This window comes from Streptomyces sp. ISL-99 (assembly GCF_018614005.1).
Classification (GTDB): domain Bacteria; phylum Actinomycetota; class Actinomycetes; order Streptomycetales; family Streptomycetaceae; genus Streptomyces; species Streptomyces flavidovirens.
Window position 1 is genome coordinate 86,133 of record NZ_JAGGPC010000010.1, and the last position, 23,137, is coordinate 109,269.

General features: G+C 71.5%; 21 protein-coding genes. 6 read left to right on the top strand and 15 right to left on the bottom strand.

Annotated features, from left to right (window positions below):
* Window positions 1-47: 47 nt before the first annotated feature.
* From J7E91_RS06145 to J7E91_RS06155, 3 genes are all read right to left on the bottom strand, one after another.
* The gene (locus J7E91_RS06145) at window positions 48-2,477 is read right to left on the bottom strand and encodes a dolichyl-phosphate beta-glucosyltransferase (RefSeq protein WP_214899780.1); all 2,430 of its coding nucleotides are present in this window, start codon (window positions 2,475-2,477) and stop codon (window positions 48-50) included.
* Window positions 2,474-3,172 carry a GntR family transcriptional regulator gene (locus J7E91_RS06150; RefSeq protein WP_214899781.1) on the bottom strand — a complete coding sequence of 233 codons (699 nt, stop codon included), beginning with the start codon at window positions 3,170-3,172 and terminating at the stop codon, window positions 2,474-2,476. Before J7E91_RS06150 ends, J7E91_RS06145 begins: the two co-directional genes overlap by 4 nt.
* Window positions 3,173-3,290: 118 nt before the next feature.
* On the bottom strand, window positions 3,291-4,652 hold the full coding sequence (locus tag J7E91_RS06155) for an aspartate aminotransferase family protein (RefSeq protein WP_214899782.1): 1,362 nt from the start codon (window positions 4,650-4,652) through the stop codon (window positions 3,291-3,293).
* Between the two features lie 168 nt (window positions 4,653-4,820).
* On the opposite strand from J7E91_RS06155, the gene J7E91_RS06160 reads away from it, so the two are divergent.
* The 3 genes from J7E91_RS06160 (at window position 4,821) to J7E91_RS06170 (ending at window position 7,907) form a co-directional block, all read left to right on the top strand.
* Entirely contained in the window at window positions 4,821-5,420 is a 600-nt protein-coding gene (locus J7E91_RS06160; RefSeq protein ID WP_214899784.1) for a DJ-1/PfpI family protein, read from the top strand.
* Window positions 5,417-5,866: a MarR family winged helix-turn-helix transcriptional regulator gene (locus tag J7E91_RS06165; RefSeq protein WP_214899786.1), complete on the top strand. Its 450-nt coding sequence runs from the start codon at window positions 5,417-5,419 to the stop codon at window positions 5,864-5,866. Before J7E91_RS06160 ends, J7E91_RS06165 begins: the two co-directional genes overlap by 4 nt.
* Window positions 5,867-5,948: 82 nt before the next feature.
* On the top strand, window positions 5,949-7,907 hold the full coding sequence (locus tag J7E91_RS06170) for a serine/threonine-protein kinase (protein ID WP_214899787.1): 1,959 nt from the start codon (window positions 5,949-5,951) through the stop codon (window positions 7,905-7,907).
* Window positions 7,908-7,945: 38 nt separating this feature from the next.
* Here J7E91_RS06170 and J7E91_RS06175 read toward each other — a convergent pair whose 3' ends face one another.
* Window positions 7,946-9,229 (bottom strand): adenylosuccinate synthase, encoded by a 1,284-nt coding sequence (locus tag J7E91_RS06175; protein ID WP_214899788.1) that lies wholly within the window; start codon window positions 9,227-9,229, stop codon window positions 7,946-7,948.
* 165 nt (window positions 9,230-9,394) lie between these two features.
* Between J7E91_RS06175 and J7E91_RS06180 the strand changes: the two genes are divergently transcribed.
* Both J7E91_RS06180 and J7E91_RS06185 read left to right on the top strand, forming a co-directional pair.
* Window positions 9,395-10,213 (top strand): diacylglycerol kinase, encoded by an 819-nt coding sequence (locus J7E91_RS06180; RefSeq protein WP_214899789.1) that lies wholly within the window; start codon window positions 9,395-9,397, stop codon window positions 10,211-10,213.
* A gap of 172 nt (window positions 10,214-10,385) precedes the next feature.
* Window positions 10,386-10,667 (top strand): hypothetical protein, encoded by a 282-nt coding sequence (locus J7E91_RS06185; RefSeq protein ID WP_214899790.1) that lies wholly within the window; start codon window positions 10,386-10,388, stop codon window positions 10,665-10,667.
* Between the two features lie 15 nt (window positions 10,668-10,682).
* On the opposite strand, the gene J7E91_RS06190 is transcribed toward J7E91_RS06185, so the two are convergent.
* From J7E91_RS06190 to J7E91_RS06230, 9 genes are all read right to left on the bottom strand, one after another.
* Window positions 10,683-11,891, bottom strand: coding sequence for a cytochrome P450 (locus J7E91_RS06190; protein ID WP_214899791.1), 1,209 nt, complete (start codon window positions 11,889-11,891; stop codon window positions 10,683-10,685).
* 87 nt (window positions 11,892-11,978) lie between these two features.
* Window positions 11,979-12,638, bottom strand: coding sequence for a response regulator transcription factor (locus J7E91_RS06195; protein WP_214899792.1), 660 nt, complete (start codon window positions 12,636-12,638; stop codon window positions 11,979-11,981).
* Window positions 12,635-13,951, bottom strand: coding sequence for a histidine kinase (locus tag J7E91_RS06200; protein WP_308376095.1), 1,317 nt, complete (start codon window positions 13,949-13,951; stop codon window positions 12,635-12,637). Before J7E91_RS06200 ends, J7E91_RS06195 begins: the two co-directional genes overlap by 4 nt.
* Window positions 13,952-14,038: 87 nt before the next feature.
* Window positions 14,039-14,866: an NAD(P)H-binding protein gene (locus J7E91_RS06205; protein WP_214899794.1), complete on the bottom strand. Its 828-nt coding sequence runs from the start codon at window positions 14,864-14,866 to the stop codon at window positions 14,039-14,041.
* An 85-nt stretch (window positions 14,867-14,951) separates the two neighbouring features.
* Window positions 14,952-15,836 carry an alpha/beta hydrolase gene (locus J7E91_RS06210; protein WP_214899795.1) on the bottom strand — a complete coding sequence of 295 codons (885 nt, stop codon included), beginning with the start codon at window positions 15,834-15,836 and terminating at the stop codon, window positions 14,952-14,954.
* Between the two features lie 103 nt (window positions 15,837-15,939).
* Window positions 15,940-17,157: a kynureninase gene (gene kynU / locus J7E91_RS06215; protein ID WP_214899796.1), complete on the bottom strand. Its 1,218-nt coding sequence runs from the start codon at window positions 17,155-17,157 to the stop codon at window positions 15,940-15,942.
* A complete protein-coding gene (locus tag J7E91_RS06220) occupies window positions 17,150-17,992 on the bottom strand; it encodes a tryptophan 2,3-dioxygenase family protein (RefSeq protein WP_214899797.1) in 843 nt (280 codons plus the stop codon). The genes kynU and J7E91_RS06220 overlap by 8 nt, the downstream gene beginning before the upstream one ends.
* Before the next feature lie 173 nt (window positions 17,993-18,165).
* Window positions 18,166-18,789: a TetR/AcrR family transcriptional regulator gene (locus tag J7E91_RS06225; RefSeq protein ID WP_308376098.1), complete on the bottom strand. Its 624-nt coding sequence runs from the start codon at window positions 18,787-18,789 to the stop codon at window positions 18,166-18,168.
* Between the two features lie 79 nt (window positions 18,790-18,868).
* Window positions 18,869-20,374: an MFS transporter gene (locus tag J7E91_RS06230; protein WP_374224632.1), complete on the bottom strand. Its 1,506-nt coding sequence runs from the start codon at window positions 20,372-20,374 to the stop codon at window positions 18,869-18,871.
* Window positions 20,375-20,656: 282 nt separating this feature from the next.
* On the opposite strand from J7E91_RS06230, the gene J7E91_RS06235 reads away from it, so the two are divergent.
* The gene (locus J7E91_RS06235; RefSeq protein WP_308376100.1) at window positions 20,657-21,532 is read left to right on the top strand and encodes an NAD(P)H-binding protein; all 876 of its coding nucleotides are present in this window, start codon (window positions 20,657-20,659) and stop codon (window positions 21,530-21,532) included.
* Here J7E91_RS06235 and aroB read toward each other — a convergent pair.
* Both aroB and J7E91_RS06245 read right to left on the bottom strand, forming a co-directional pair.
* Window positions 21,484-22,596 carry a 3-dehydroquinate synthase gene (gene aroB / locus J7E91_RS06240; protein WP_214899798.1) on the bottom strand — a complete coding sequence of 371 codons (1,113 nt, stop codon included), beginning with the start codon at window positions 22,594-22,596 and terminating at the stop codon, window positions 21,484-21,486. The genes J7E91_RS06235 and aroB overlap by 49 nt on opposite strands.
* On the bottom strand, window positions 22,593-23,137 hold a 545-nt coding region (locus tag J7E91_RS06245), incomplete at its 5' end, for a shikimate kinase (RefSeq protein WP_308376102.1). The genes J7E91_RS06245 and aroB, both read right to left, overlap by 4 nt.

Below are 23,137 nucleotides of genomic sequence, written 5' to 3' on the forward strand. Positions count from 1 at the left end.
GTGCTACCAAGTCGCCGCGCACAGTTGGCGGGCGGACAGCAGTCTCCTCAACTGCCGCTGCCCACGTCCCAGATCCAGGCCCCGCCCACCGGCTTCCCCGGCTGTCCGAGCAGCCGCGACACCGCGTCGCGCAGCGCCGGAGCGTTGTCCTGGGGCGCGAGTACGACGACTCCCGCCCGCCAGAATTCCAGGTCGGCGCGTGCCTGCGCCCGCCAGTTGGCGCCGATCACCGGGATCGCGCCGCCGTAGCGGATGTCGCGCAGGAGGTTGGAGGTGTGGCGCGGGGACGCGCCGTAGATGCCGATGCGGTCCGGGCCCCAGGGGCCGTTGAAGTAGCCGCCGGGGACCGCGAAATCGGGTGCTGTGGCGGACTGCCAGTGCAGTGCCTCCGCGTTGCCGGCGTCCGGGAGCGGCACGGGGACCACCGATTCGCCCTCGGCGACGTACGACTTCCACCTGCCCTCCGCGATGAACGCGGGGACTTCGGGGCGCTCCCGCACCGGCATCGGCGTCGGCACGATCGGCAGGAGCGCGAGGGCGATCGCGGTGAGCCCCAGGGTGCGCGAGAGGCGGTCGGGAGCGGTGCGGATACGGTCCGCCGCCAGCGCCACCAGGATGCCCAGCACCGGGGCGCAGATCATCGCCACCCGCGACTCGATGACCGACTCGAAGAGCGGCTGGTGGGCGAGGGCCCGCCACGGTCCCGGCAGGATCACCTCGGTGTACGGGACGCGGAATCTGGGGCCGAGTGAGAGGAGCGCCGCGGCCAGGCCGGTGAAGGTGAGCGCCTTGACCAGCGGCAGCCGCCACAGGGCCAGAACGATGGCGAAGGCGAGACCGGCCAGCGGCCAGCCGTAGAAGGCGTTCTGCTCGGTGCGGTTCATGGCGAGCGGGTCGGCCCGTGCCTCGTCGCCGAGCAGCGCGCGCCCGGAGAACTCCAGGAAGGCGAGCGGGCTGTTGCCGGCATTGTCGCCGTGCAGCACGCTGTGGTAGCTCTGCGGGCCGAAGAACTGCCAGTACAGCGGGAAGGCGACCAGCGGTACGCACACGGCGGCCGCCACCCCGAGCCCCTTGAGCAGCGGGCGCCACGCCTTCCGCGCCACTTCGCGGTGCGCGAGGGCGTACGAGAGGGCGAAGAGCAGCATGCCCATGACGGCGAGGAGGAGCGGCTCCTCACCGAGGAAGATCTGGTACGTCGCGAACAGGCCGAGCAGGACGCCGTTGCGTACGACCCTCTCGCCCTCGCAGAGCCGCAGCGCCCGGTCGATGATCACCGGGATCATGAAGAGGACGGCGAAGTTGGGGTGCGCGTTGGCGTGCGAGATCATCGGCGGCGCGAAGGCGCACAGCGCGGCGCCGGCGGCCGCCGCCCAGCGGTTGCGTACGAGCCGCTTCGCGATCAGCCAGTACCAGGCGACGGCGGTCGCGGCCAGGCCGCCGGTCAGGACGAGCGCCCAGGTCATGGTCGGCCCGAAGGCCAGCGTCACGGGGATGAACGGTACGGACAGCCCGAGCATGACCGTGTTCGCCATGAGGTTCACGCCGTCGGGATAGTTCTGCGCGGTCGTGAAGAGCGGGTTCCGCAGATGGGTGATGTTGTCGGCGGTGACCGCGAAGAACCACTCCCACTGGTTCTGGTCCTGCCCGGAGTCGGCGAGATAGCGACGGTCCAGGTCCGCCCACAGCCCCTTGTAGAGCAGCACGGAGGCGAGGAGGAAGAGGGCGGCGACGGCGAGATCGGCGCGCCGGATCCGGCGGGCCTTCAGCCGTACGAGCTCGAAGAGCACCTTGGCGTAGTCGGCCGGCCTGACTTTGGAGCCCTCCTGGTGGGCCCAGCGGACCGGGACCTCGGCCACCCGCCAGCCCGCCCGCCGGAAGAACTGCAGTATCTCCACGTCCGTCCCCCACCCGTCGAGACGGGCGTCGGCGAAGGCGGTCCGCGCCTTGTCGCCGTCGAAGAGCTTGAAGCCGCACTGGGTGTCCCGTATGCCGGGCACGGCGACGGCCCGTATGAGCCGGTTGCCCATCCGTCCGAGCCACTCGCGCAGGCGCCGCTGGTGTACGTCGATCGACGAATCGGGGTGGGCGCGCGAGCCTATGGCGGCGGCGAGCCCTTCGTCGTCCTGGGAGAGTTCCTTGTCGAGGCGGTCGAGTTCCTCGATGGGGGTGGCCAGGTCCGCGTCCGTGACGAGCACCCGGGCGCCGCGCGAGGCGATGACGCCGCGGCGCAGGGCGTGGCCCTTGCCGCGGTTGCCCCTCTCGTCGGCCTCCACCAGCAGGATGCGCGGCTCCCGGGCGGCGGCCGCCCGTACCGCGTCGGCCGTGCCGTCCGTGGAGCCGTCGTCGACGACGATCAGCTCCCAGCGGCTCCAGCGGCCGGGGTTCGCGTCCAGGTGGGCGCAGATCGCGTCCAGGGTGGGGCCCAGGCGCCGTTCCTCGTTGTACGCGGGAACGACGACCGTCAGGTCGGCTCTCACTGCTGCGGCCGCTCCGGCCGCTCGCCGCTCTCCAGACGCTCGGCCCAGGCCAGCATCTGCGCGTGATACGCCGCGATGACCGCCCGTACCGCCTCGGCGTCCCCCCGCGTCACCGCGTCCACGACTTCCGAGTGGTCGTTCCACATCCGGGCCCTGAGGCCCGGGTCCCCGCGCAGGTACGGGACGGAGAAGACCCAGCAGCGCAGCCGGAGCTGGTGCAGGAAGCCGGAGATGTGCGGGTTGTCGAAGAGGGCGCCGAGCTCGCGCCAGAAGCGCAGGTCGTACCCGATGAAGATGTCCAGGTCACCCGCGCGGGCCGCCCGCGCCGCCTCGTCGGCCCGGCGCCTGATGGCCATGAGCACGTCCGCGCAGGCGCCGCTCCAGCCTCCTGCCACCAGCTTGCGGAAGAGGCCGTCGGTGATCAGGGAACGGGCTTCGACCATGCCGCGGAAGTCCGCCACGGAGATCTCGCGGACGCGGAAGCCGCGGTGATGGTCGCAGTCGAGGAGGCTCTGCGCCGCCAGGTCGACGAGCGCTTCCCTGACGGGGGTCGCGGAGACCCCGTACTGGTCGGCGATCTGCTTGACGGTGAATTCCTGCCCCGGCCGCAAACGGCCGGCGAGCACCTCGTCACGCAGCGCGTCGGCTATCTGCTGCCGCAGGGTGTTGCGGGTGACAGGTCCGCTCGCGGGCATGGCGTCTTTCCCCTTCGTATGGCTCCGGACACCTTAGGCGGTGCGGCCGGGAGCCTGCCGGAGGGTGTCGTACGCGGGCGGGGGCCGGGGCCCCCGCCCGCGCGGTCGACGCCGGCTGTCAGGCGGCGGTGGTGTGCTCGTCCGCCGCCGACAGGGCGATGTCCAGGACGGCCAGGCCCTCCTTCGCCTCCGCCTCGGTGACGTTGCAGGGCGGGACGACGTGCGTGCGGTTCATGTTGATGAAGGGCCACAGGCCGTTCTTCTTGCAGGCCGCGCCGAACGCCGCCATCGGGGCGTTGTCCGCGCCCGACGCGTTGTACGGGACGAGCGGCTCGCGGGTCTCGCGGTCCTTGACCAGGTCGAGGGCCCAGAACATGCCCGTACCGCGGATCTCGCCGATGCTCGGGTGGCGCTCGGCCAGCTCGCGCAGGCCGGGGGCGATCACCGTCTCGCCGATCGTTGCCGCGTTCTCGACGACCCGCTCCTCCTCCATCACCTGGATGGTGGCGACGGCGGCCGCGCAGGCCAGCGGGTGGCCCGAGTACGTCAGACCGCCGGGATACGGCCGCTTCTCGAAGGTCTCGGCGATGGCGCCGGAGATCGCCACCCCGCCCAGGGGCACGTAACCGGAATTGACCCCCTTCGCGAAGGTCATCAGGTCCGGTACGACGTCGAAGTGCTCGGAGGCGAACCACTTGCCCGTACGGCCGAAGCCCGCCATGACCTCGTCGAGGACGAAGACGATGCCGTACCGGTCGCAGATCTCGCGTACGCCCGCGAGGTAGCCGGGCGGCGGCGTCATGATGCCCGCCGTGCCCGGAATGGTCTCCAGAACGATCGCGGCGATGGCGGCCGGCCCCTCGAAGGCGATCGTGTCCTCGAGGTGCTGGAGCGCGCGGGCGCACTCCTGCGCCTCGGTCTCGGCGTAGAAGGCCGACCGGTACAGGAACGGCGCCCAGAAGTGGACCGTCCCCGACGTGCCGTTGTCGGACGCCCAGCGGCGCGGGTCGCCGGTCAGGTTGATCGCAGTCGTCGTACCGCCGTGGTACGAGCGGTACGCGGCCAGGACCTTGTGGCGGCCCGTGTGCAGACGGGCCATGCGGACGGCGTTCTCGATGGCCTCGGCGCCGCCGTTGGTGAAGAAGATCTTGTCGAGGTCGCCGGGGGTGCGCTCGGCGATGAGGCGTGCGGCCTCGGAGCGCGGCTCGACGGCGAAGGCGGGCGCGAAGGTGGAGAGCTTCGCCGCCTGCTCCTGGATCGCCGCGACGACCTTCGGGTGCTGGTAACCGATGTTCGTGAAGACGAGGCCGCTGGTGAAGTCGAGGTAGCGGTTGCCGTCGTAGTCCCAGAAGTACGAACCCTCGGCGCCGGCGACGGCGAGCGGATCGATCAGACCCTGGGCGGACCAGGAGTGGAACACGTGCGCGCGGTCTGCGGCTTTCACGGCCGCGCCGGACTGCGAGTGGGCATGAGGGGTCATGGCCCCAGGGTAGGGACGCGCTGGTGGGAGCCGACATGGCCACCTTGTATGGCCTGCGCCACTTTGGTGGGCAGGGTGTCGATGGAACAGCCTTCCGGACAACTATTGACAACACGCTGTCGCAGTGACAGCATGCTGCCATAAGCATCGCGATCCGAGGAGACCGTCATGGCAGCCAAGACCGTGCACCTCGCCGTTTACGACACGTTCGCCGACTGGGAGACGGGCCACACCACCGCCCACCTGACCCAGAACGGCTACACCGTCAAAACCGTCGCAGCGACCGACGCCCCCGTCACGACCATGGGCGGCGTACGCATCCAGCCCGACCTCACGCTCGACGACGTGAACCCCGAGGACAGCGCCCTGCTGATCCTCACCGGCGCGAGCCTGTGGGACACGTCCGACGACCTCGCCCCCTTCGCCCGCAAGGCACGCGCGTTCCTCGACGCGGGCGTACCGGTCGCGGCGATCTGCGGCGCGACGGCCGGCCTGGCCCGCGAGGGCGTACTCGACCACCGCACACACACCAGCGCCGTCTCCTTCTACCTCGCCGCCACCGGCTACAAGGGCGGCGACCACTACCGCGACGAGGACGCCGTCACCGACGAAGAAGGCCTCCTGATCACGGCCGGGCCCACCGAGCCGGTCGCTTTCGCCCGCGAGGTGTTCGCGCGGCTCGGCGTGTACGAGGGCGAGAAGCTCGACGCCTGGTACCGGCTGTTCCACAACTCCGACGCGTCCGCCTTCGAGGTGCTGGAGTCGTGAGCGGCACCCCGGAGCAGGAGCTGTTGAGCCGTACCGCGCTCGGCACCTTCCGCCTCAACGGCCAGTTCCTCGCGATCTCCGAGGAACTGGCCCGCCCGGCCGGGCTCACCGCCGCCTGGTGGCAGGTCATCGGCGCCGTACTGCGCGATCCACTGCCCGTGGCCGGCATCGCCCGCACCATGGGGATCACCCGGCAGAGCGTGCAGCGCATCGCCGACCTGCTCGTCACCAAGGGACTCGCGGAGTACGCCCCCAACCCCGCCCACCGCAGAGCCAAGCTGCTGCGGCCCACCGAGGCGGGCCGGCAAGCCGTACGGAAGATCGAGCCGGGGCACGCGGCGCTCGCGGCGCGGCTCAGGGCGGAGCTGGGCGAGCAGGACTTCGCCGAGACGGTACGCGTACTGGAGCGGCTCTCCAGGGCGCTGGACGCGGTGGCGGAACCGTAGGCCGCTTCGAGCCCGTCCTTGGCGTACCGGCGCACTATCCTCAAGCCACTGGGGGAGTCCTCGGGGGAGGGGTGGCGCTGCCATGGAGAAACTGGGACCGGCCGACCCGCAGCAGATCGGCGCCTACCGGCTGTTGGCGCGCCTCGGGGCGGGCGGGATGGGGCAGGTCTATCTGGCCCGCTCGGGCCGTGGCCGTACGGTCGCCGTCAAGCTGGTACGCCGAGAGCTCGCCGAGCAGGAGGAGTTCCGCGCCCGCTTCCGCCAGGAGGTGGCGGCGGCGAGACGGGTCGGCGGCCGGTGGACGGCGCCGGTGCTCGACGCCGACACGGAAGCGGTGGTCCCCTGGGTGGCCACCGGCTACGTGGCCGGCCCGGACCTCCACGCTGTCGTCTCTGGCGACGGACCGCTCCCGGAGCGCTCCGTCCACATCCTGGGGACAGGGCTGGCCCACGCGCTGCGGGACATCCACACAGCCGGTCTCATCCACCGCGACCTGAAGCCGTCCAACATCCTGATCGCCATCGACGGCCCGCGCGTCATTGATTTCGGCATCGCGCGCGCCCTGGAGACGGTCACGGAGGCGGCCGGCCTCACCAGGACCGGCGCCCTGGTCGGCTCCCCCGGCTTCATGGCCCCGGAACAAGTCCGCGGTGAGCGCATCACACCGGCCTGCGACATCTTCTGCCTGGGCTCGGTCATGGCCTACGCGGCGACGGGCCGCCTCCCCTTCGGCACGGCCGACAGCGGAGTCCACGCCCTGATGTACCGCATAGCGACCGAACCGCCGACGCTGGACGGCATCCCGGAGAACCTCCAGGACCTCATCAACGCCTGCCTGCACAAAGACCCGGAAGCCCGGCCTTCCCTCGCCCAGGTCCTTGAGCGCACCCGCGGCGGCGACAGCGGCGACCCCTGGCTCCCGGCGGCCCTGGTGGCCCAGCTCGGCCGCCACGCCATAGAGCTCCTGGAGGTCGAGAACCCGGCCGACACCACCACGACCCCGGAGGCCGGGCCGCCCGTAGCCCCCGGCCTCGCCGACGACGGCTCCGGGAGGGGACGTGCCGGGGCGCTCCCCGCAGGGCGTCGAACGCAACCACCGCCAGCGAACCAGCACCTACCCGAAGGTTCGGCGCCCGAGGAGACGCCCCGGAACGGCACCGCCCCCGCAGCCCCGGCCCCTGGGGCCACCCCCGGCCCGCACGCGACGCCGACAGTCGTCACGCCGCCCACCGCGCCCCCGCCCCCGGGCGCCCTCCCGCCACTCCCGGCCGGCTACACGCTGCCGCGACCGCACCACGCACAGCCGCACACCTCACAGCCGCTCCACGCACAACCGCACCAAGCCCGGCCGCACACCCCACCCGGCGGTTACGGCTACCCCACGCCGCAGTACGTCTACCAGCCACCGGCCGCCGCCCCCGAACCACCACCCCGCAGCAGCCGTTCGACGGCCGCCCTGATCGCGGTGGCGCTGGTCGTAGCGCTCACCGCGGGCGGCTCCGTGTACGCCTTCATGACCGCGGGCGACGAGAAGCAGCACACGGACACTTCGGCCACGGACAACCACAACAACGCCTCCCCGCCCCCCGCGAGCGAGACGGACCAGCAGAAAACCTCCGCCCCCGCCCCGACAGCCACCACCACCCCCTCCGCCTCTCCCTCCCCCACCACCGGAGACGGCTCCATACCCGCCGAGTACCTCGGCACCTGGAGCGGCGGCCTGGACGGCGCGGCGGGCCGCAGCACGCGACGCCTGGTCATCCAGCAGGGAAAGACCGGTGACACGGTCCTGTCCCTCACCGCGGAAGGACCGGCCTCCGGCGGCGGCACGTACCACTGCGTCTTCGAGGCGGAGCTGACCGATGCGCCGGGCGGCAGCGGCTCCCCCCTGCGCATCGGCCCGTCCAGGGTCACCGTCGGCGAGCCCATGAGCTCCTGCTCACCGGGCGCCGCCACGGAGGTGAGCCTGCTCCCCGACGGCCGCCTGCGCCGGGTGAACCCGGCCACCGGCGAGTCCCTCACGTACGAGAGATCAGGCTGACGCCGGTACGACGCGGGGCCCCGCGTCGTACCGCCTGCTCAGATGAACGAGTTGATCTCGATCGTCTCGGTGCGGCCGGGACCGACACCGATCGCCGAGATCGGCGCGCCCGACATCTCCTCCAGCGCCTTCACGTACGCCTTCGCGTTCTTCGGAAGCTCGTCGAAGGTCTTGGCCTTGCTGATGTCCTCGGACCAGCCGGGGAAGTTCTCGTACACCGGCTTCGCGTGGTGGAAGTCGGTCTGGCTGTACGGGAGCTCCTCGACGCGCTTGCCGTCGATCTCGTACGCCACGCACACCGGGATCTGCTCCCAGCCGGTCAGCACGTCCAGCTTCGTCAGGAAGAAGTCCGTCAGACCGTTGACCCGCGTCGCGTACCGCGCGATCGGCGCGTCGAACCAGCCGCAGCGCCGGTCACGGCCGGTGGTGACACCGCGCTCGCCACCGATGCGGCGCAGCGCCTCGCCGTCCTCGTCGAACAGCTCGGTCGGGAACGGACCGGCACCGACGCGCGTGGTGTACGCCTTGAGGATGCCGATGACGCGGCTGATCTTCGTCGGCCCGACGCCCGTACCCGTGCAGGCACCGCCGGCGGTCGGGTTCGACGACGTGACGAAGGGGTACGTGCCGTGGTCGACGTCGAGCAGCGTGCCCTGGCCGCCCTCGAAGAGGACGACCTTGTCCTCGTCGAGCGCGTTGTTCAGGATCAGCGTCGTGTCGGCGACGTACTGCTTGATGTTCTCGCCGTGCGTCAGCAGCTCTTCGACGACCTGGCCGGCCTCGATTGCGCGGCGGTTGTACAGCTTCGTGAGCAGCTGGTTCTTGATCTCCAGAGCCGCCTCGACCTTTTGGGTCAGGATCGACTCGTCGTAGAGATCCTGCACGCGGATGCCCGTGCGGTTGATCTTGTCCGCGTATGTCGGGCCGATACCGCGGCCCGTGGTGCCGATCTTTCGCTTCCCGAGGAAGCGTTCCGTCACCTTGTCGACCGTGACGTTGTACGTCGTGATGATGTGGGCATTGCCGCTGATCAGGAGCTTGGACGTGTCGACGCCTCGCTCGTTCAGACCGCTCAGCTCGGAGAGCAGTACCGACGGGTCGATGACGACGCCGTTACCGATGACCGGCGTGCACCCAGGCGAGAGGATTCCGGAAGGGAGAAGATGCAGCGCGTACTTCTGGTCGCCGACGACGACCGTGTGGCCGGCGTTGTTGCCGCCCTGATAGCGCACTACATAGTCAACGGACCCACCGAGCAGGTCGGTGGCCTTTCCCTTGCCTTCGTCACCCCACTGAGCACCGAGCAGCACAAGTGCGGGCACAGGCGTACACCCCTTCCGGGCGGGGCATGTCCAAGGTCAGGGGGCGTACGTACGGCGTACACCCGATACTGAGCCGTCGGACCGGTTGCCCCGGAATAGACGAAGCCCCTGGCGCAATAGCGCAAGGGGCTCTTGCACAAAGATGCTACCCGAGGAAGGACCGAGGTGTCGGCTCCAGAGCCCGCCGCGAGCACCGAGCATCCGCTGCTGGTGGTCATCGACCCGGTCGCCCGGCGTACGGACGGCGAGTCCGTACGGATCGCCAAGGACGTCCTGTGCGCCCGCGCCAACGTCAGAATCTGCCTCCCCGAGGGGCCGGAGGAGTTCGCGCGGGCCCTTGCCCGCAGGGGCAGCCGCCGCCCCGTGGTCGTCGGCGACGACCGGGCGCTGCTGCGCGCCGTGGCCCTGCTGCACCGGGAAAGAGAGCTGGGCGCCGGGGCGCTCGCACTGATCCCGGTGGGAGCCTCCGTGGACATCGCGCAGGCGCTCGGCGTGCCGATAGGGGCGGTGGCGGCGGCCCGTGCGGTCCTGGAGGGAGTGGTGCGGCGGCTGGATCTGCTGGTGGACGACAGCGACGGGGTGGTGCTGGGCGACCTGCGGATCCCGGCCGCGCCGTTGCCGGTCGCGGCCGCCGCGTCCGTCTGGGGCACGTGCCGTTCGCTGGTACGCACACTGGTGCGGCCCGCGCCGCAGTCCGCGCCGCCGCCGCTCGCCCGTACGTACCGGCTGCGCGTCGAGGCGGACGGGGTCCTTCTCAACGACCTGGACCGGCCGGTGGAGGACGTGTCGGTGTGCTCGCGCGGCGGGCGCGCCGAGGTGGTGATCCGCCCGCAGGACGGTGAGCAGGTGCGGGTGGAGGCGCTCGTGGTGACGGTGTCGGGCCCGGACTTCCGGTACCGGGCCGACGCGCGGGTGGCGGGCCCGGTGCGGAGGCGGACGTGGACGGTGCGGCCGGGGGCGTGGTCGCTGACGCTGCCGGCCTGACGGTCCGCGCCCCGGTCCGCGCCCTGATCCGCGCACCGGGAGGGCACGCCCGGGCGGCGGCGCAGGCCCTGGATCATGAAAAAGTGGGCCGATGCCTCGAAGGCCTTCGACACGATGGCGACCGCCTTGCGTGCCATCGCGCGGTCCAGGTCAAGGAACGGATAACTCACGCATGTCATTCCTGTACGGCGACAGCCTCGACGGACTCGAAGTGTTCCTCACCCGCGCGCGCAACCTGACCGTCGGGTGGGTACCCGGCTGCCTGGCGCTCGTGGGGTTCCTGACCATGGAGGAGGGCTGGCACTGGAGCTTCCTCGCCCTCTTCGTGCTGCCGCCTGTCGCGGCCTGCCTGGGAATCCATGCCAAGCGCGAGATCCGCCCCGGCCTCTCGATGGCGGCCCTCGCCCTGGCCGTCGCGCCCCTCCCGCTGGTCGGCGCCATCGAGCTGCTCTAGGCCGTACCCCCGGCTTCACAGTTCGACGCGCAGCTCCCGCACACCCCGGATGACGTACCCCGGCTTCCATTCCGGCTCCGCCGCGAGCCGCATCCCCGGCGCCCGGCGCAGCAACTCGCCGAATGACGAGGCCAGTTCGAGACGGGCCAGCGGGGCGCCCAGACAGTAGTGGATGCCCGCGCCCAGCGACACATGGGGGTTGTCGGACCGGGCGAGGTCGAGCTCCTCGGGACGGTCGAAGGCTGCCGGGTCCCGGTTCGCGGAGCCGAAGAGCAGCGCCACCTCGGAGCCGCGCGGGATCACCGTCCCGCCGATCTCGATGTCGTCCAGCACCCACCGCTCGAAGAGCTGCAGCGGGGTGTCGTACCGCATCAACTCCTCCACGGCGGTGGGGAGAAGCCCGTGGTCCGCGCGCAACGCCGCCAGTTGCTCCGGATGACGCAACAACGTCCGCCAGCCGTTGGCCGTCGTGTTCACCGTCGCCTCGTGCCCCGCGTTCAGCAGCAGCACGCACGTCGAGATCATCTCCTGCTCGCTGAGCCGGTCGCCGCCCTCGTCGTGCGCGGCGATCAGCGCGGAGATCAGGTCCTGGCCGGGCGTCCTGCGGCGTACGGCGATCAATTCCCGCAAGTACGCCGAGAATTCCACCGACGCCCGGACCGCGCGCCGGGCCGTCTCCTCCGGCGGGTTGAGCTCGTACATCCCGCAGATGTCCGCCGACCAGGGGCGGAGCAGCTCGCGGTCCGATTCCGGTACGCCGAGCATCTCCGCGATGACGGCGACCGGAAGGGGTTCCGCGACGGCGGACAGCAGGTCTCCGCCGCCCGCCGCGACGAACGCCCCGGCCAGCTCCGCCGCCAGCCGCCGCACGGTCGGCGCCAGTTGCTCGACGGTACGCGGCGTGAACGCCTTGGAGACCAGGCGCCGGATGCGCGTGTGGTCCGGGGCTTCGAGGTCCAGCAGGCCGTGGTCGTTGAGGACGTTGAACGGCTCGTGGCCGGGCGGCGGCGGCGTACGGCCGAACTCCTCGTGCGTGAAGCGATGGAGGTACGTACGGCCGAGCCGGCGGTCACGCAGCAGCGCGGAGACGTCGGCGTGGTGCGGGATCAGCCACTGCCGCGTCGGCTCGTACCAGTGGGCGCGGCCCCGGGCGCGCAGCGCGGCGTAGGCGGCGTACGGATCGGCGACGAAGGAGGGCGACCAGGGATCGAACGTCTCTGCCATGGGGAGACGTTAGCGGACGTCATTCCCCAGTTCCGTTGAGCCCGTTCGGGCCGGCTCCCCTGTCCGGTCACCCGTGTACGTGATCGGCTACCCCGGCGTCACCAGCCGCGCCTCGTACGCGAACACCGCCGCCTGCGTCCGGTCGCGCAGCCCCAGCTTCACCAGGACCCGGCTCACGTGCGTCTTGATCGTGGACTCGGCCACCACCAGGTGCGAGGCGATCTCCGCGTTCGACAGGCCCTGGGCGATCAGGACCAGCACCTCCGTCTCGCGTTCCGTCAGGTCGCCGATCTGGGCGAGCGCGGGCGGGCGGGGGGCCTCCGACAGCTTCGAGAACTCGGAGATCAGGCGCTTGGTCACCGTCGGGGCCAGCAGCGCCTCCCCGGCCGCCACCACCCGTACCCCGTCGGCCAGCTGCCGCGCCGAGGCGTCCTTCAGCAGGAAGCCGGAGGCCCCCGCGCGCAGCGCCTGGTAGACGTACTCGTCCAGGTCGAACGTCGTCAGGACCAGCACCTTCGCGTCCGCGTCGGCGGCGACGATCTCGCGGGTGGCGTCGATGCCGTTCAGCTCCGGCATGCGGATGTCCATCAGCACGACGTCCGGGCGCAGCTCGGCGACCTTCGTGATCGCCTCGCGGCCGTTCACCGCCTCGCCGACGACCTCGATCTCCGGCATCGCGTTCAGCAGGACCGTGAAGCCCTCGCGGACCATGATCTGGTCGTCGACGATCAGTACGCGGATGCTCATGCGGCCGGCTCCGGGGAGTTCAGTACTACAGGCGCCACCGGGATGAACACGGCCACCTCGTAGCCGCCGTCCTCCGTCGCCTCCGCCGTCATCTCCCCGTTCAGCATCGACACCCGCTCGCGCATCCCCGTGATCCCGTGCCCCGCCCCCGGCGACATCTTGACCAGGCCCTGCGGCGCGGTGTTCACGATCCGCAGGCCCAGGCCCCCGAGCACGTACGACACCTCCACCTTCGCCGTCGAACCGGGCGCGTGGCGCAGCGCGTTGCTCAGCGCTTCCTGGATGATCCGGTACGCCGAGAGCTCCACGCCCTGCGGCAGTTCACGTACGGAACCCGTCACCGTCTTGTCCACCGTCAGGCCCGCGTCCCGGACATTGGCGATCAGCCCGTCCAGCTCGGCCAGCGTCGGCTGCGGCGCGTCAGGTGCCTCGTAATCCTCCGCCCGTACGACGCCCAGCACGCGCCGCAGCTCCGTCAGCGCCGCCACCGCGTTCTCGCGGATCGTAACGAAGGCCTGCTCCAGCTCGGGCGGCGGGTTCTCGACCCGGTACGGGGCCGCCTCCGCCTGGATCGCGACCACCGACATGTGGTGCGCTACGACGTCGTGCAGCTCCCGGGCGATCGTCGTCCGCTCCTCCAGCAGCGTGCGCCGGTCGCGCTCCACGGCGGTCACGGTCCGTTGCACCTTGACCTCGCGCTGCGCCTCGCGGCGCACGCTCACCAGCGCGGTGGTGAGCAGCGCGAACGCGGAGAAGACCAGCATCTGCGGGCTGTCCGTGCTGTAGCCGCCCCCCAGGAAGACCTCGGCGAAGACGGCGTACGCCGCCGTGCACGCCCACATCCAGGCCGCGGTCCGCGGTCGGGTCCTGGCCGCGACCACCACCATCACGCCGAGGTGCCCGACGAAGGAGGACGGCGACCACGGCCAGCCGTCCGAGTAGTGACCGACGACGCCGACGAAGGGCGTGGACAGCAGCGAGACCCACCAGCCCCCGGCCGGCCTGACCAGCGTCATCACCAGGGCGCCGGCCGGTATGAAGCCGATCAGGGCGACGCCGACGCCGGCCCCTTCGCTGTCGGCGACGACCATGGAGAGCAGCATCACGAACATCGCCAGCCCCACCACCACGGTGTGCGGGGTCCAGGCCGCGTACTTCCGCAGCCGCCCCGGCAGCCGCCGGGTGAGCGGCCCGTCCGTACGCATCGGCGGCAGCGGCCGGTAGGCGAAGGCGTCGTGGAAGAGGTCCTGGCGCAGGCCGCTCAGCGTGCCCATGGCCAGGTGGAACTCGGGACTGCGGGTCTTCTCGGTCACGTACAAGACGGTAGGCGAGGGGACGGCCGCGGGCGTCCGCCCCCGTGGGGATCCTCCCGCGTCCGTCCCAGGTACTACGCGCCCACGTCAGTCCCGCGCCCGGAACACGTCCGCGTGCTCCTGCGCCCACTCGGCGAAGGTGCGCGCCGGGCGGCCCGTGACCCGCTCGACGGTGTCCACCACGGTGCGGCCCACCTCGGGTGTGTTCCCGTACACGTCCAGCAGGAAGTCGATGGTCTCCTGGTCCATCCCCGCCCGCCGCCACCGCTCGGCCGCCTGCGCCGCGCTCAGCTCGGTCAGGCCGATGTCCTTGCCGCGCGCCGCCGCGAGGATCCGCACCTTGTCGCGCACGGTCAGCGTCTCGGGACCGGTGAGCGTGTACGTACGCCCCGCGTGTCCGGCCTCCGTCAGGGCGACCGCCGCGACCGCGCCGATGTCGGCCTCGTGGACCATGGCGCTCAGCCGGTCGACGAAGGGCTCCGAGACGCTGTCTTCCGTACGAACCCCCTCGGCCCACTCCAGCGTGTTCGACATGAACTCGACCGGCATCACCAGCGTCCAGTCCACGTCCCCGGCCTCCACCGCGTCCTGGAGGTCGCTCGGCCCGCCGCCGTTGAGGACCGTGATGCGCTGTACGCCGGCCTTCGACGCCAGCGCGACGATCTCGGGGCCCGTGGTCAGCGGGGCGAAGTACTCTCCCCCGAAGGTGATCAGGTGCAGTCCCGTGACGCCTTCGAGAGCCGGGACCAGCGTCTCGGGGTCGGTCAGGTCCGCGCGTACGGTCTCGACGCCGGCCGGGAAGTCCGCCTTCGCCGGGTCACGGGTCAGCGCCCGTACCCGTTCGCCCCTGCGGACCAGCTCGGCGACCACCTGGCGGCCCACGGTCCCTGTCGCTCCGGTTACGAGAATCGTCATGGAGGGCTCCTCTGCTCGGCTTGTTCCACGACCGTAGGAACCCTTGCGGACAGGTACTGTCCGCAATGACGCGCTGCCCGTTCGCTCAGTACGCGAGCTGCTCGATCTCCTCCGCGACCACCGCGCACGCGTCCGCCGCCGGGTCGATCAGCGGGAAGTGCCCGACATCCTCCAGCAGCGTCAGCCAGACCGGCTCGCCCGCCTTCGCCGCCGCTTCGGTGTAGGCCTCCGCGACCGCCCGCGGGACGACGATGTCGGTGCGGCCCTGCACCAGGACGGTGGCGATACCGGTCGGCAGCAGCGCGGCCGGGTCGGCGTACGGCCGGCGCTCGTCGAAGTGCTCCTTGCCGCCGAGCAGCTGTACGGCCGCCTCGGAGCACACACCCAGTTCGCACGCGACGCCGAAGTCCGCGATCGGCGCGAGCGCGACGACGCCACGCAGCGCGGGCGCCGCCGGCAGGTGCCACGGCGAATCGGGGGCCAGTACGTGCCGGGCGGCCGCCCACAGCGCGAGGTGGCCGCCGGCCGAGTGGCCCGTGACGACGATGCGCCGCGTGTCGGCGCCGGGCAGGGCCTCCCGTACGAGACCGGGGAGCAGGTCCATCGCCGCGGCCACGTCGTCGAACGTCTCCGGCCAGCGCCCGGCGACCGGTTCCGTGCCGCGCTGCTGCGGGAGCTCACCGCCGGGTTCGCCGCCCCGCCGGTACTCGACGCTGGCGACGGCGAAGCCCCGGCGGGCCAGGAAGTCCGCGAACGGTGAGATGTGCCGCCGGTCGTACGGGGCCCGCCAGGCGCCGCCGTGCAGCACGACGACCAGCGGGGCCCGGTCCCGGCCGTCGCGCGGCGCGTAGAAGTCGATCACCTGGTCGGGGTGTTCGCCGTACGCGGCAGTGGTGTCGGGCGCGACGGCCGGGTGGGAGAAGGCCGACTCCGCCTCGACAGCGTCCCGTTCGGCTGAGGGGTCCGGCATGCGGTGACCAACCCTTCGCTACGTACAGCCAATTGATCTAGGTGTCGGGACGCTACCAGCCCTCAGGCCCGCGCTTCCGGCAGGTCCTGCCCCGTATTCCGGCTCAGGACCCGACCAGGACCTCACCCAGCACGCGCGCCGCCCGCTCCGCGTCCGCGAAGCCGACATACAGCGGGGTGAAGCCGAAACGCAGCACGTCGGGGCGGCGGAAGTCGCCCACCACACCACGTGCGATCAGCTCCCGCATGACGTCGCCCGTCTCGGCTCCGTCCTCGCACCGCAGCGAGACCTGGCTGCCGCGCTCCGCATGTGCGGCCGGAGTCACCGAGGTGACCCGCCCCCGTGGCACGTACGCGTTTACACATTCCAGGAAGAAGTCCGTCAGAGCGAGCGACTTCTCGCGTACGTCCTCGACGCTGACGCCCTCCCACACGTCGAGCGCGGCCTCCAGCGCCAGCATCGACAGGATGTCGGGGGTGCCGACCCGGCCCCTTACCGCGCCGTCCGCCGGGGCGTAACCGGGCGTCATGCCGAAGGGGTCGGTGTGCGAGTTCCAGCCCGGCAGCGGGGAGTCGAAGGCGGCCTGGTGGCGCTCGGCGACGTACAGGTAGGCGGGCGAACCGGGGCCGCCGTTCAGGTACTTGTACGTGCAGCCGACTGCGAAGTCGACGCCGTGCGCGTCGAGCCCCACCGGCAGCGCGCCCGCGCTGTGGCACAGGTCCCAGACGGCCAGGGCCCCGGCCTCGTGGGCGGCGGCGGTGAGTCCGGGCAGGTCGTGCAGGCGGCCGGTGCGGTAGTCGACGTGGTTGACGAGCACCGCGGCGGTACGCGGGCCGAGGGCGGCCGGCAGATCGCCCGGAGCGACGGGCACGGCTCGCCGGCCCGTCATGCGGGCGGCGGACTCGGCGATGTAACCGTCCGTGGGGAAGGTGGTGGCGTCGACGAGGATCTCGTCCCTGGACTCCGGCGCCAGCCGGGCAGCGCCCACAACCGCCTTGAAGACGTTGACACTTGTCGAGTCGCCGACCACGACCTGACCGGCGCCCGCGCCGATGAGCGGCGCGATCCGCTCCCCGATCCGCTCGGGCGCGGTCCACCAGCCGCTCTCGTCCCAGGAGCGGATGCGCAGCTCGCCCCACTCACGGGTGATGACGTCGGCTATGCGCTCCGGTACGTGGCGGGGCAGGGCGCCCAGCGAGTTCCCGTCCAGGTAGACGGTCTCGGCGTCGTCGAGCGCGAACAGCTCGCGGTGCTTGGCGAGCGGGTCGGCGGAGTCGCGAGCGATGGCCCGCTGCTGAAGATCGTGGGTGGCATCAGACATGGCTGCGCGCCGTCCAGAGCTCGGGGAAGACGTTCTTGGTGGCGCGCTTCTCCAGCCAGGCCACACCGGCGGAGCCGCCGGTGCCGACCTTGGAGCCCATGGCGCGCCTGGTCGCGACGAGATGGTCGTTGCGCCATCGCCAGACCAGCTCGCCGACGTCGGTCAGCAGCTCGCCCAGGCGCACCAGCTCCGCATTCTGGTCACCCTGGTAGAGCTCGGTCCAGACCGCCTCGACCTCGGCCGAGGGCTCGTACTTCTGCGACAGGTCCCGCTCCAGTACGGAGGCGGGAACCGGCAGGCCGCGCCGTGCGAGCAGCCGCAGCGTCTCGTCGTACAGGCTCGGCTGGTGCAGCGCCTTCTCCAGCTCGGCGTACACGCGCGGGGCGCCGCGGTGCGGGACGAGCATGGAGGCGGACTTGTCGCCGAGCAGGAACTCCATCCGCCGGTACATCGCGGACTGGAATCCGGAGCCCTCGCCGAGTGCGCTGCGGTACGAGTTGAACTGGGCGGGGGTGAGGTGGGCGAGCGGCCGCCAGGAGGCGTTGAGGGCCTCCAGCTCGCGCAGGGAGCGCTTGAGCGCGTCCGTGGCGACCGGCAGGTCGTCCTCGCCCAGCGCCTTCGCCGCGGTCTCCCACTCGTGGACGATGACGGTGAACCACAGCTCCATGACCTGGGTCGTCACCAGGAAGACCATCTCTCCCGGGTCGTCGGAGAGGGGGTGCTGGAGGTGGGTGAGAACGTCCGCCTGGACGTAGTCCTCATAGGGAGTGGTGCCCGCGAAATCCAGGTTCGGGGTGTCCGAACCTGTACCGGGGGCATCGGGGTTTTGCGACATCGCTGTCTCCTCGACACGAACTTCCAGGTAGCGGTCCGCCCCTTCCTTGTGGCTACGGAGCCCCGGTCCCTTCCCGGCATCATAAGAGGTGCCGTGGGAGACGGCACGAACGCCCGCCACCACCCGTGCGAGGAGCGCCGCCGAGAGGAACACGGCGGCGCTCGAGGGTGTCGCTATGCGCGGTGTGCGGTGATCATCCGGGCGAGGTGGCGGCCGGCGATCTCCAGCGGATCGTCGCTCCGGGCCACCTGGGCGGCGATCTCCGCGCCCTCCAGGGTGTTGATCACCATGTGGGCCAGCTCGCGTGCCTCCTGTGCGCCGAAGCCGCAATCGCTCAGCTTCGCCGAGACCAGCTCGCGCTGGCGGGCGAACGCCTCGGAGGCGGCGACCTGGACATCCGGGAGGCGGCCGGCCGCGCCCAGCGCGGTGGTGGTGATCGGGCAGCCGGCGGTCCAGTCCGAGGCGCGGAGTTCCTCGGCGAGGTGCTTGCTGAAGGCGGTGACGGCGCGGGCCGGATCGGCCTCGCCGTCGAGCACCGCCTTCAGGTCGGCCACGAACTCGCCATTGGCATGCGCGATCGCGGCGACCGCCAGCTCCTGCTTGCCGCCGGGGAAGAAGTGGTAGACGGAGCCGAGGGTGGCCTCGGCCTCCTGGGCGATCTGCTTGATGCCCGTGCCGTCGTACCCCTGCCGCTGCATCAGCCGTGAGGCCGACCGGACGATGCGCTCGCGGGTCCCGAAGGTCTGCCCCGGGTCCTTGGCCGCCGGCCGCGCCTCACTCGCTGGCTTCTTCTTCACGCCGCGAGGCTACCAAGCTGGGCTTTCCTCCCCATGCTGCCCGGCGGCCGGACGACGGGGAGCTGCTGCTCGGCGCTGTTCATACGTTCTCCAAATCCTGCTCCTGGTGACGCGTGGGGTCGGCCTTCTCGCTCCGCTCCTCCCGCGGCAGCCAGCGCACCGCGAGGAAGCCGAGCGCGAAGGTGAGCGCAGCGGCGACACCGATCGCCGTGTGCAGTCCGGTGACGAAGGCGTCCTTGGCCTGCGCGGCGGTCTCGGCGGCCAGGCCCGGGGTGGACAGGGTCTCGTCGAGGGTGCCGGCGGTGCCGGGGCCGAGGAGCCGGAAGAGGAATGCGGCCAGCGAGCCGAGCAGGGAGATGCCGAGGGCGTTGCCCAGCTCATTGCTCATCTCGGCGATCGCGCCGGCCGAACCGGCCCGCTCCTGGGGCACCGCCGCGACGGCGGTCTCCGCGACCAGGCTGAAGGACAGGCCGTAACCGACACCCGCGACGACCGTGGAGGCGACGTACGCGACCGCGCCGCCGGAGACCCCGGCCAGGAGCAGCAGCAGAAGCCCGGTGCCCATGAAGAAGTGCGAGGCGATCAGCGCGGACCGCTTGCCGATCCGGTCGACCACACCGGTCGTACCGATGCAGGCCGCGGTGAGCACGGCCGCGCCGGGGAGGGCGAGGAACGCGGCGGCGAGCACGTCGAAGCCGAGCACCGACTGGAGGTAGACCCCGCTGAGGTAGCCGGCCGCGGACCAGGCCACCAGGGAGAGCAGTCCGGTCAGGACGGCGACGGTGAAGACGCGGTCACGGAACAGGGTGAGGTCGAGCAGCGGGTCGGCGAGCGTGAGCTGCCGGCGGACGAACCACCACAGGATGCCGACGCCGGCCACTCCGGCGACGACCTGGTGGAGCGAAATGCCTTCCGCCGCGGCGGCCTTGACCGAGTACACGGCGAGCAGGATGCCGATCGCCGACTGCGCCACGCTCAGCGCGTCCACCCGGCCGGGCAGCGCCTCGCGGACCTCCTTGAGCAGCACCGGGGCGAAGGCCAGGAAGACCGCCACGATGGGGAGGTTGATCAGGAAGACCGAGCCCCACCAGAAGTGGTTGAGCAGCAGACCGCCGACGACCGGGCCGACCGCGAAACCGGCCGCGAAGGTGGCCGCGAAGATGCCGATGGCCCGGGCGCGCTGCTTGGGGTCCGGGAAGAGATTGCTGATGATCGCCAGGCCGGACGGCAGCAGGGTCGCGCCGCCGAGGCCCATCAACGCCCGGGAGGCGATGAGGAGTTCCGGACTGGGGGAGAACGCGGCACCGGCGGACCCGATCCCGAAGAGGGCCGCGCCGCCGAGCAGGAACCTCAGCCGGCCGTGCCGGTCGCCGAGATTACCGAAGGCGATGAGCAGCGAGGCGACCACGAAGCCGTAGATGTCGAGAATCCACAGCGCCTGACCGGCACTTGGGGTGATCGCCTCGGTGATGCCCGGCATCGCGAGATAGAGCACCGAGCCGTCCATCGCCACGAGGGCGACCAGGCCGAGGACAAGGGTGAAGCCGAGCCAGGCCCGGCGGGGTGTGGTGTCACGTGAACTCAAGGCACTTCCTCCATGGTGTGTACCGTCCAAGCGCTAGAACGAGCGCTCCATTTAGGATGCGAGGCAAACCTAGCATGCTTCTGTAGCGAACGCTCTAGTTAGAAAAGAGGGCGCGACGGTGGGTACGCCCACTCCTGGCTCCGGACCAGCAAGGGCTAACTCGCCCTCACCTGCACGTGTTTGGCATCATCGGTCACTCGACATAAAGCGTAAGGTTTATTATTTTTCTTTTCCAGTGGGCGTCGCGTCGAGCAGACGCCGCCGGTGAGGGGGAGAGAGACCGTGCAGATTGCGCTGACCGGCGCGACCGGGATGGTGGGGAGCCAGGTGGCACGCCTCCTCGTCCCCCGGCATGACCTTCGTTGCGTGACCCGCTCCCCGGAGCGCGCCGCCCACCTGCGGATGCCCGGCCTGATGGTCGAAGCGGACCTGGGTGACCACGCCGCACTGACACGGGCACTGGCCGGGGCGGAGTCGGTCCTGGCGGTGACCTTCGACCCCTTGAGCCCCGTCCACGACGAGCGCCTTCTCGCCGCCGCCCGCCAGGCCGGCGTGCGTCATGTGGTGAAGCTTTCGGCTCTCGCGGTCACCGACCCGCAGGCCCAGGACGTGATCACGCAGTGGCAGCGGGAGTGCGAGGAACGGGTGCGCGCATCCGGAATGTCCTGGACCCTGCTGCGCCCCCGCGCCTTCATGTCCAACTCCCTGGCCTGGGCGGGGACCGTCCGCCAGGAGGGCGTGGTGCGTACGCTGCACGGCAGTTCCGTGAATTCCTGCATCGACCCCGCGGACGTGGCCCGGGCGGCGGCGCGCGCTCTGACCCACCCGGAATGCGCGGGACGGGCGTACGCGCTGACCGGGCCCGCCCCCGTCTCGGCCCGCCGGCAGGTCGAGCAGCTTGCGGCGGTGCTCGGACGCCCGCTGCGGCACGAGGAGTTGACCGAAGCACAGGCTCTCGATGCCTGGAGCTCCCGCTTCCCGAGGCCGCTCGCGCAGGCCCTCCTCGACAGTGCGCGCCGGCAGGCCCAGGGAGCCAAGGGCGAGGTCCGCGAAGGAGTACGGGAGGCGACCGGCCGGGAACCCGGTACCTTCCGGGCCTGGGCGCGAGGTCATGTCTCGTCCTTCGCTTCGGGCCCTGCGGCGGAGACCTCCGCGTAGGCGGCGAGCAGGACGGCGGGGTCCGGGCCCTCCAGGACGGCGGGCTCGGCCAGACCGTCGAGGACGATGAAGCGCAGCAGGTCACCGCGGGACTTCTTGTCGACCTTCATCGTCTCCACGAGCCCCGGCCACTGGTCGCCGCGGTAGGTCAGCGGGAGGCCGACCGAGGCGAGTACGGCGCTGTGCCGGTCGGCCGTCGCGTCGTCCAGACGGCCGGTGAGGCGAGCGAGCCCGGCGGCGAAGACCATGCCGACCGAGACGGCCGCGCCGTGCCGCCACGTGTAGCGCTCGTTCTTCTCGATGGCGTGGGCGAGCGTGTGCCCGTAGTTGAGGATCTCGCGCAGTCCGGACTCGCGGAGGTCGTTGGAGACCACCTCGGCCTTGACCCGGATGGCGCGCTCGATCAGCTCCGCCGTGTGCGGGCCGTCCGGCGTCCGCGCGGCCTCGGGGTCGGACTCGATCAGGTCGAGGATGGCCGGATCGGCGATGAAGCCGGCCTTGATCACCTCGGCGAGCCCGGAGACGTAGTCGTCGACCGGGAGCGAGCCGAGCGCCGCCAGGTCGCAGATCACGCCGGCCGGCGGGTGGAAGGCCCCGACCAGATTCTTGCCCTCGGCGGTGTTGACGCCGGTCTTGCCGCCGACGGCCGCGTCGACCATCCCGAGCACCGTGGTCGGCACCGCGATCCACCGCACCCCGCGCAGCCAGGTCGCCGCGACGAAGCCCGCCAGGTCGGTGGTCGCGCCGCCGCCGACGCCGACGATGACATCGGTGCGGGTGAACCCGGCCCGCCCGAGCGCCTGCCAGCAGTACGCCGCGACCTCGGCCGTCTTGGCCTCCTCCGCGTCGGGCACCTGGATGGCGACCGCCTCGAAGCCCTGCGAGGCCAGGTCCTCCCGGATCGCCTCGCCGGTGCCCGCGAGCGCCTGCGGGTGGACCACCGCGACCCGCTTGGCGCGGTCGCCGATCAGCCCGCCCAGCTCACCGAGGAGCTGACGGCCCACCAGGACCTCGTACGGATCCGTCCCGACAGGCCCGCCGACGGCGATGCGAGTGACCCTCATGACGTGGCTCCCACAGCCGTGCCGATCAGCTCGGAGTGCACCGCGGAGGCGACCTGCTGGGGGGTGCGTCCCTGTGTGGACACCACCACCCGGGCCACCGACAGGTACAGCGGACGCCGCTCGGCCATCAAGGTCAGCCAGCGCCGCGAGAAGTCCTCCCGCAGCAGCGGCCGGGAGTCGTTTCCGCGCAGCCGCTGTTCGGCATCGGAGAGCCCGGTGTCCAGGAAGACGACCGGCAGCCCGCGCAGGACCTCCCTCGTCCCCGGGTGTACGACGGCTCCGCCGCCCAGGGCCAGCACCCCGGAGTGCTCGCGCACGGCCGCGCTCACCACCTCGTGCTCCAGGCAGCGGAAGCCCGGCTCGCCCTGCTCGGCGAAGATCTGCCCGATGGAGCGGCCGGTCAGCCGCACGATGTCCTGGTCGGTGTCGCGCGCCGTCGTACCTGTCCGGGCCGCGAGGATCTCCGCGACCGAGGACTTTCCCGCGCCGGGCGGGCCGACGAGCACGGCCAGAGGGGACAACCCCGGGGAGTTGCATCCGA

Coding starts and splice junctions, on each gene's coding strand:
- J7E91_RS06205 (WP_214899794.1), bottom strand. CDS start 14,866: ATGACGATTCTCGTAACCGGAGCGACAGGGACCGTGGGCCGCCAGGTG.
- J7E91_RS06185 (WP_214899790.1), top strand. CDS start 10,386: ATGTCATTCCTGTACGGCGACAGCCTCGACGGACTCGAAGTGTTCCTC.
- J7E91_RS06150 (WP_214899781.1), bottom strand. CDS start 3,172: ATGCCCGCGAGCGGACCTGTCACCCGCAACACCCTGCGGCAGCAGATA.
- J7E91_RS06155 (WP_214899782.1), bottom strand. CDS start 4,652: ATGACCCCTCATGCCCACTCGCAGTCCGGCGCGGCCGTGAAAGCCGCA.
- J7E91_RS06190 (WP_214899791.1), bottom strand. CDS start 11,891: ATGGCAGAGACGTTCGATCCCTGGTCGCCCTCCTTCGTCGCCGATCCG.
- J7E91_RS06170 (WP_214899787.1), top strand. CDS start 5,949: ATGGAGAAACTGGGACCGGCCGACCCGCAGCAGATCGGCGCCTACCGG.
- J7E91_RS06195 (WP_214899792.1), bottom strand. CDS start 12,638: ATGAGCATCCGCGTACTGATCGTCGACGACCAGATCATGGTCCGCGAG.
- kynU (WP_214899796.1), bottom strand. CDS start 17,157: ATGTCTGATGCCACCCACGATCTTCAGCAGCGGGCCATCGCTCGCGAC.
- J7E91_RS06210 (WP_214899795.1), bottom strand. CDS start 15,836: ATGCCGGACCCCTCAGCCGAACGGGACGCTGTCGAGGCGGAGTCGGCC.
- aroB (WP_214899798.1), bottom strand. CDS start 22,596: ATGAGGGTCACTCGCATCGCCGTCGGCGGGCCTGTCGGGACGGATCCG.
- J7E91_RS06160 (WP_214899784.1), top strand. CDS start 4,821: ATGGCAGCCAAGACCGTGCACCTCGCCGTTTACGACACGTTCGCCGAC.
- J7E91_RS06220 (WP_214899797.1), bottom strand. CDS start 17,992: ATGTCGCAAAACCCCGATGCCCCCGGTACAGGTTCGGACACCCCGAAC.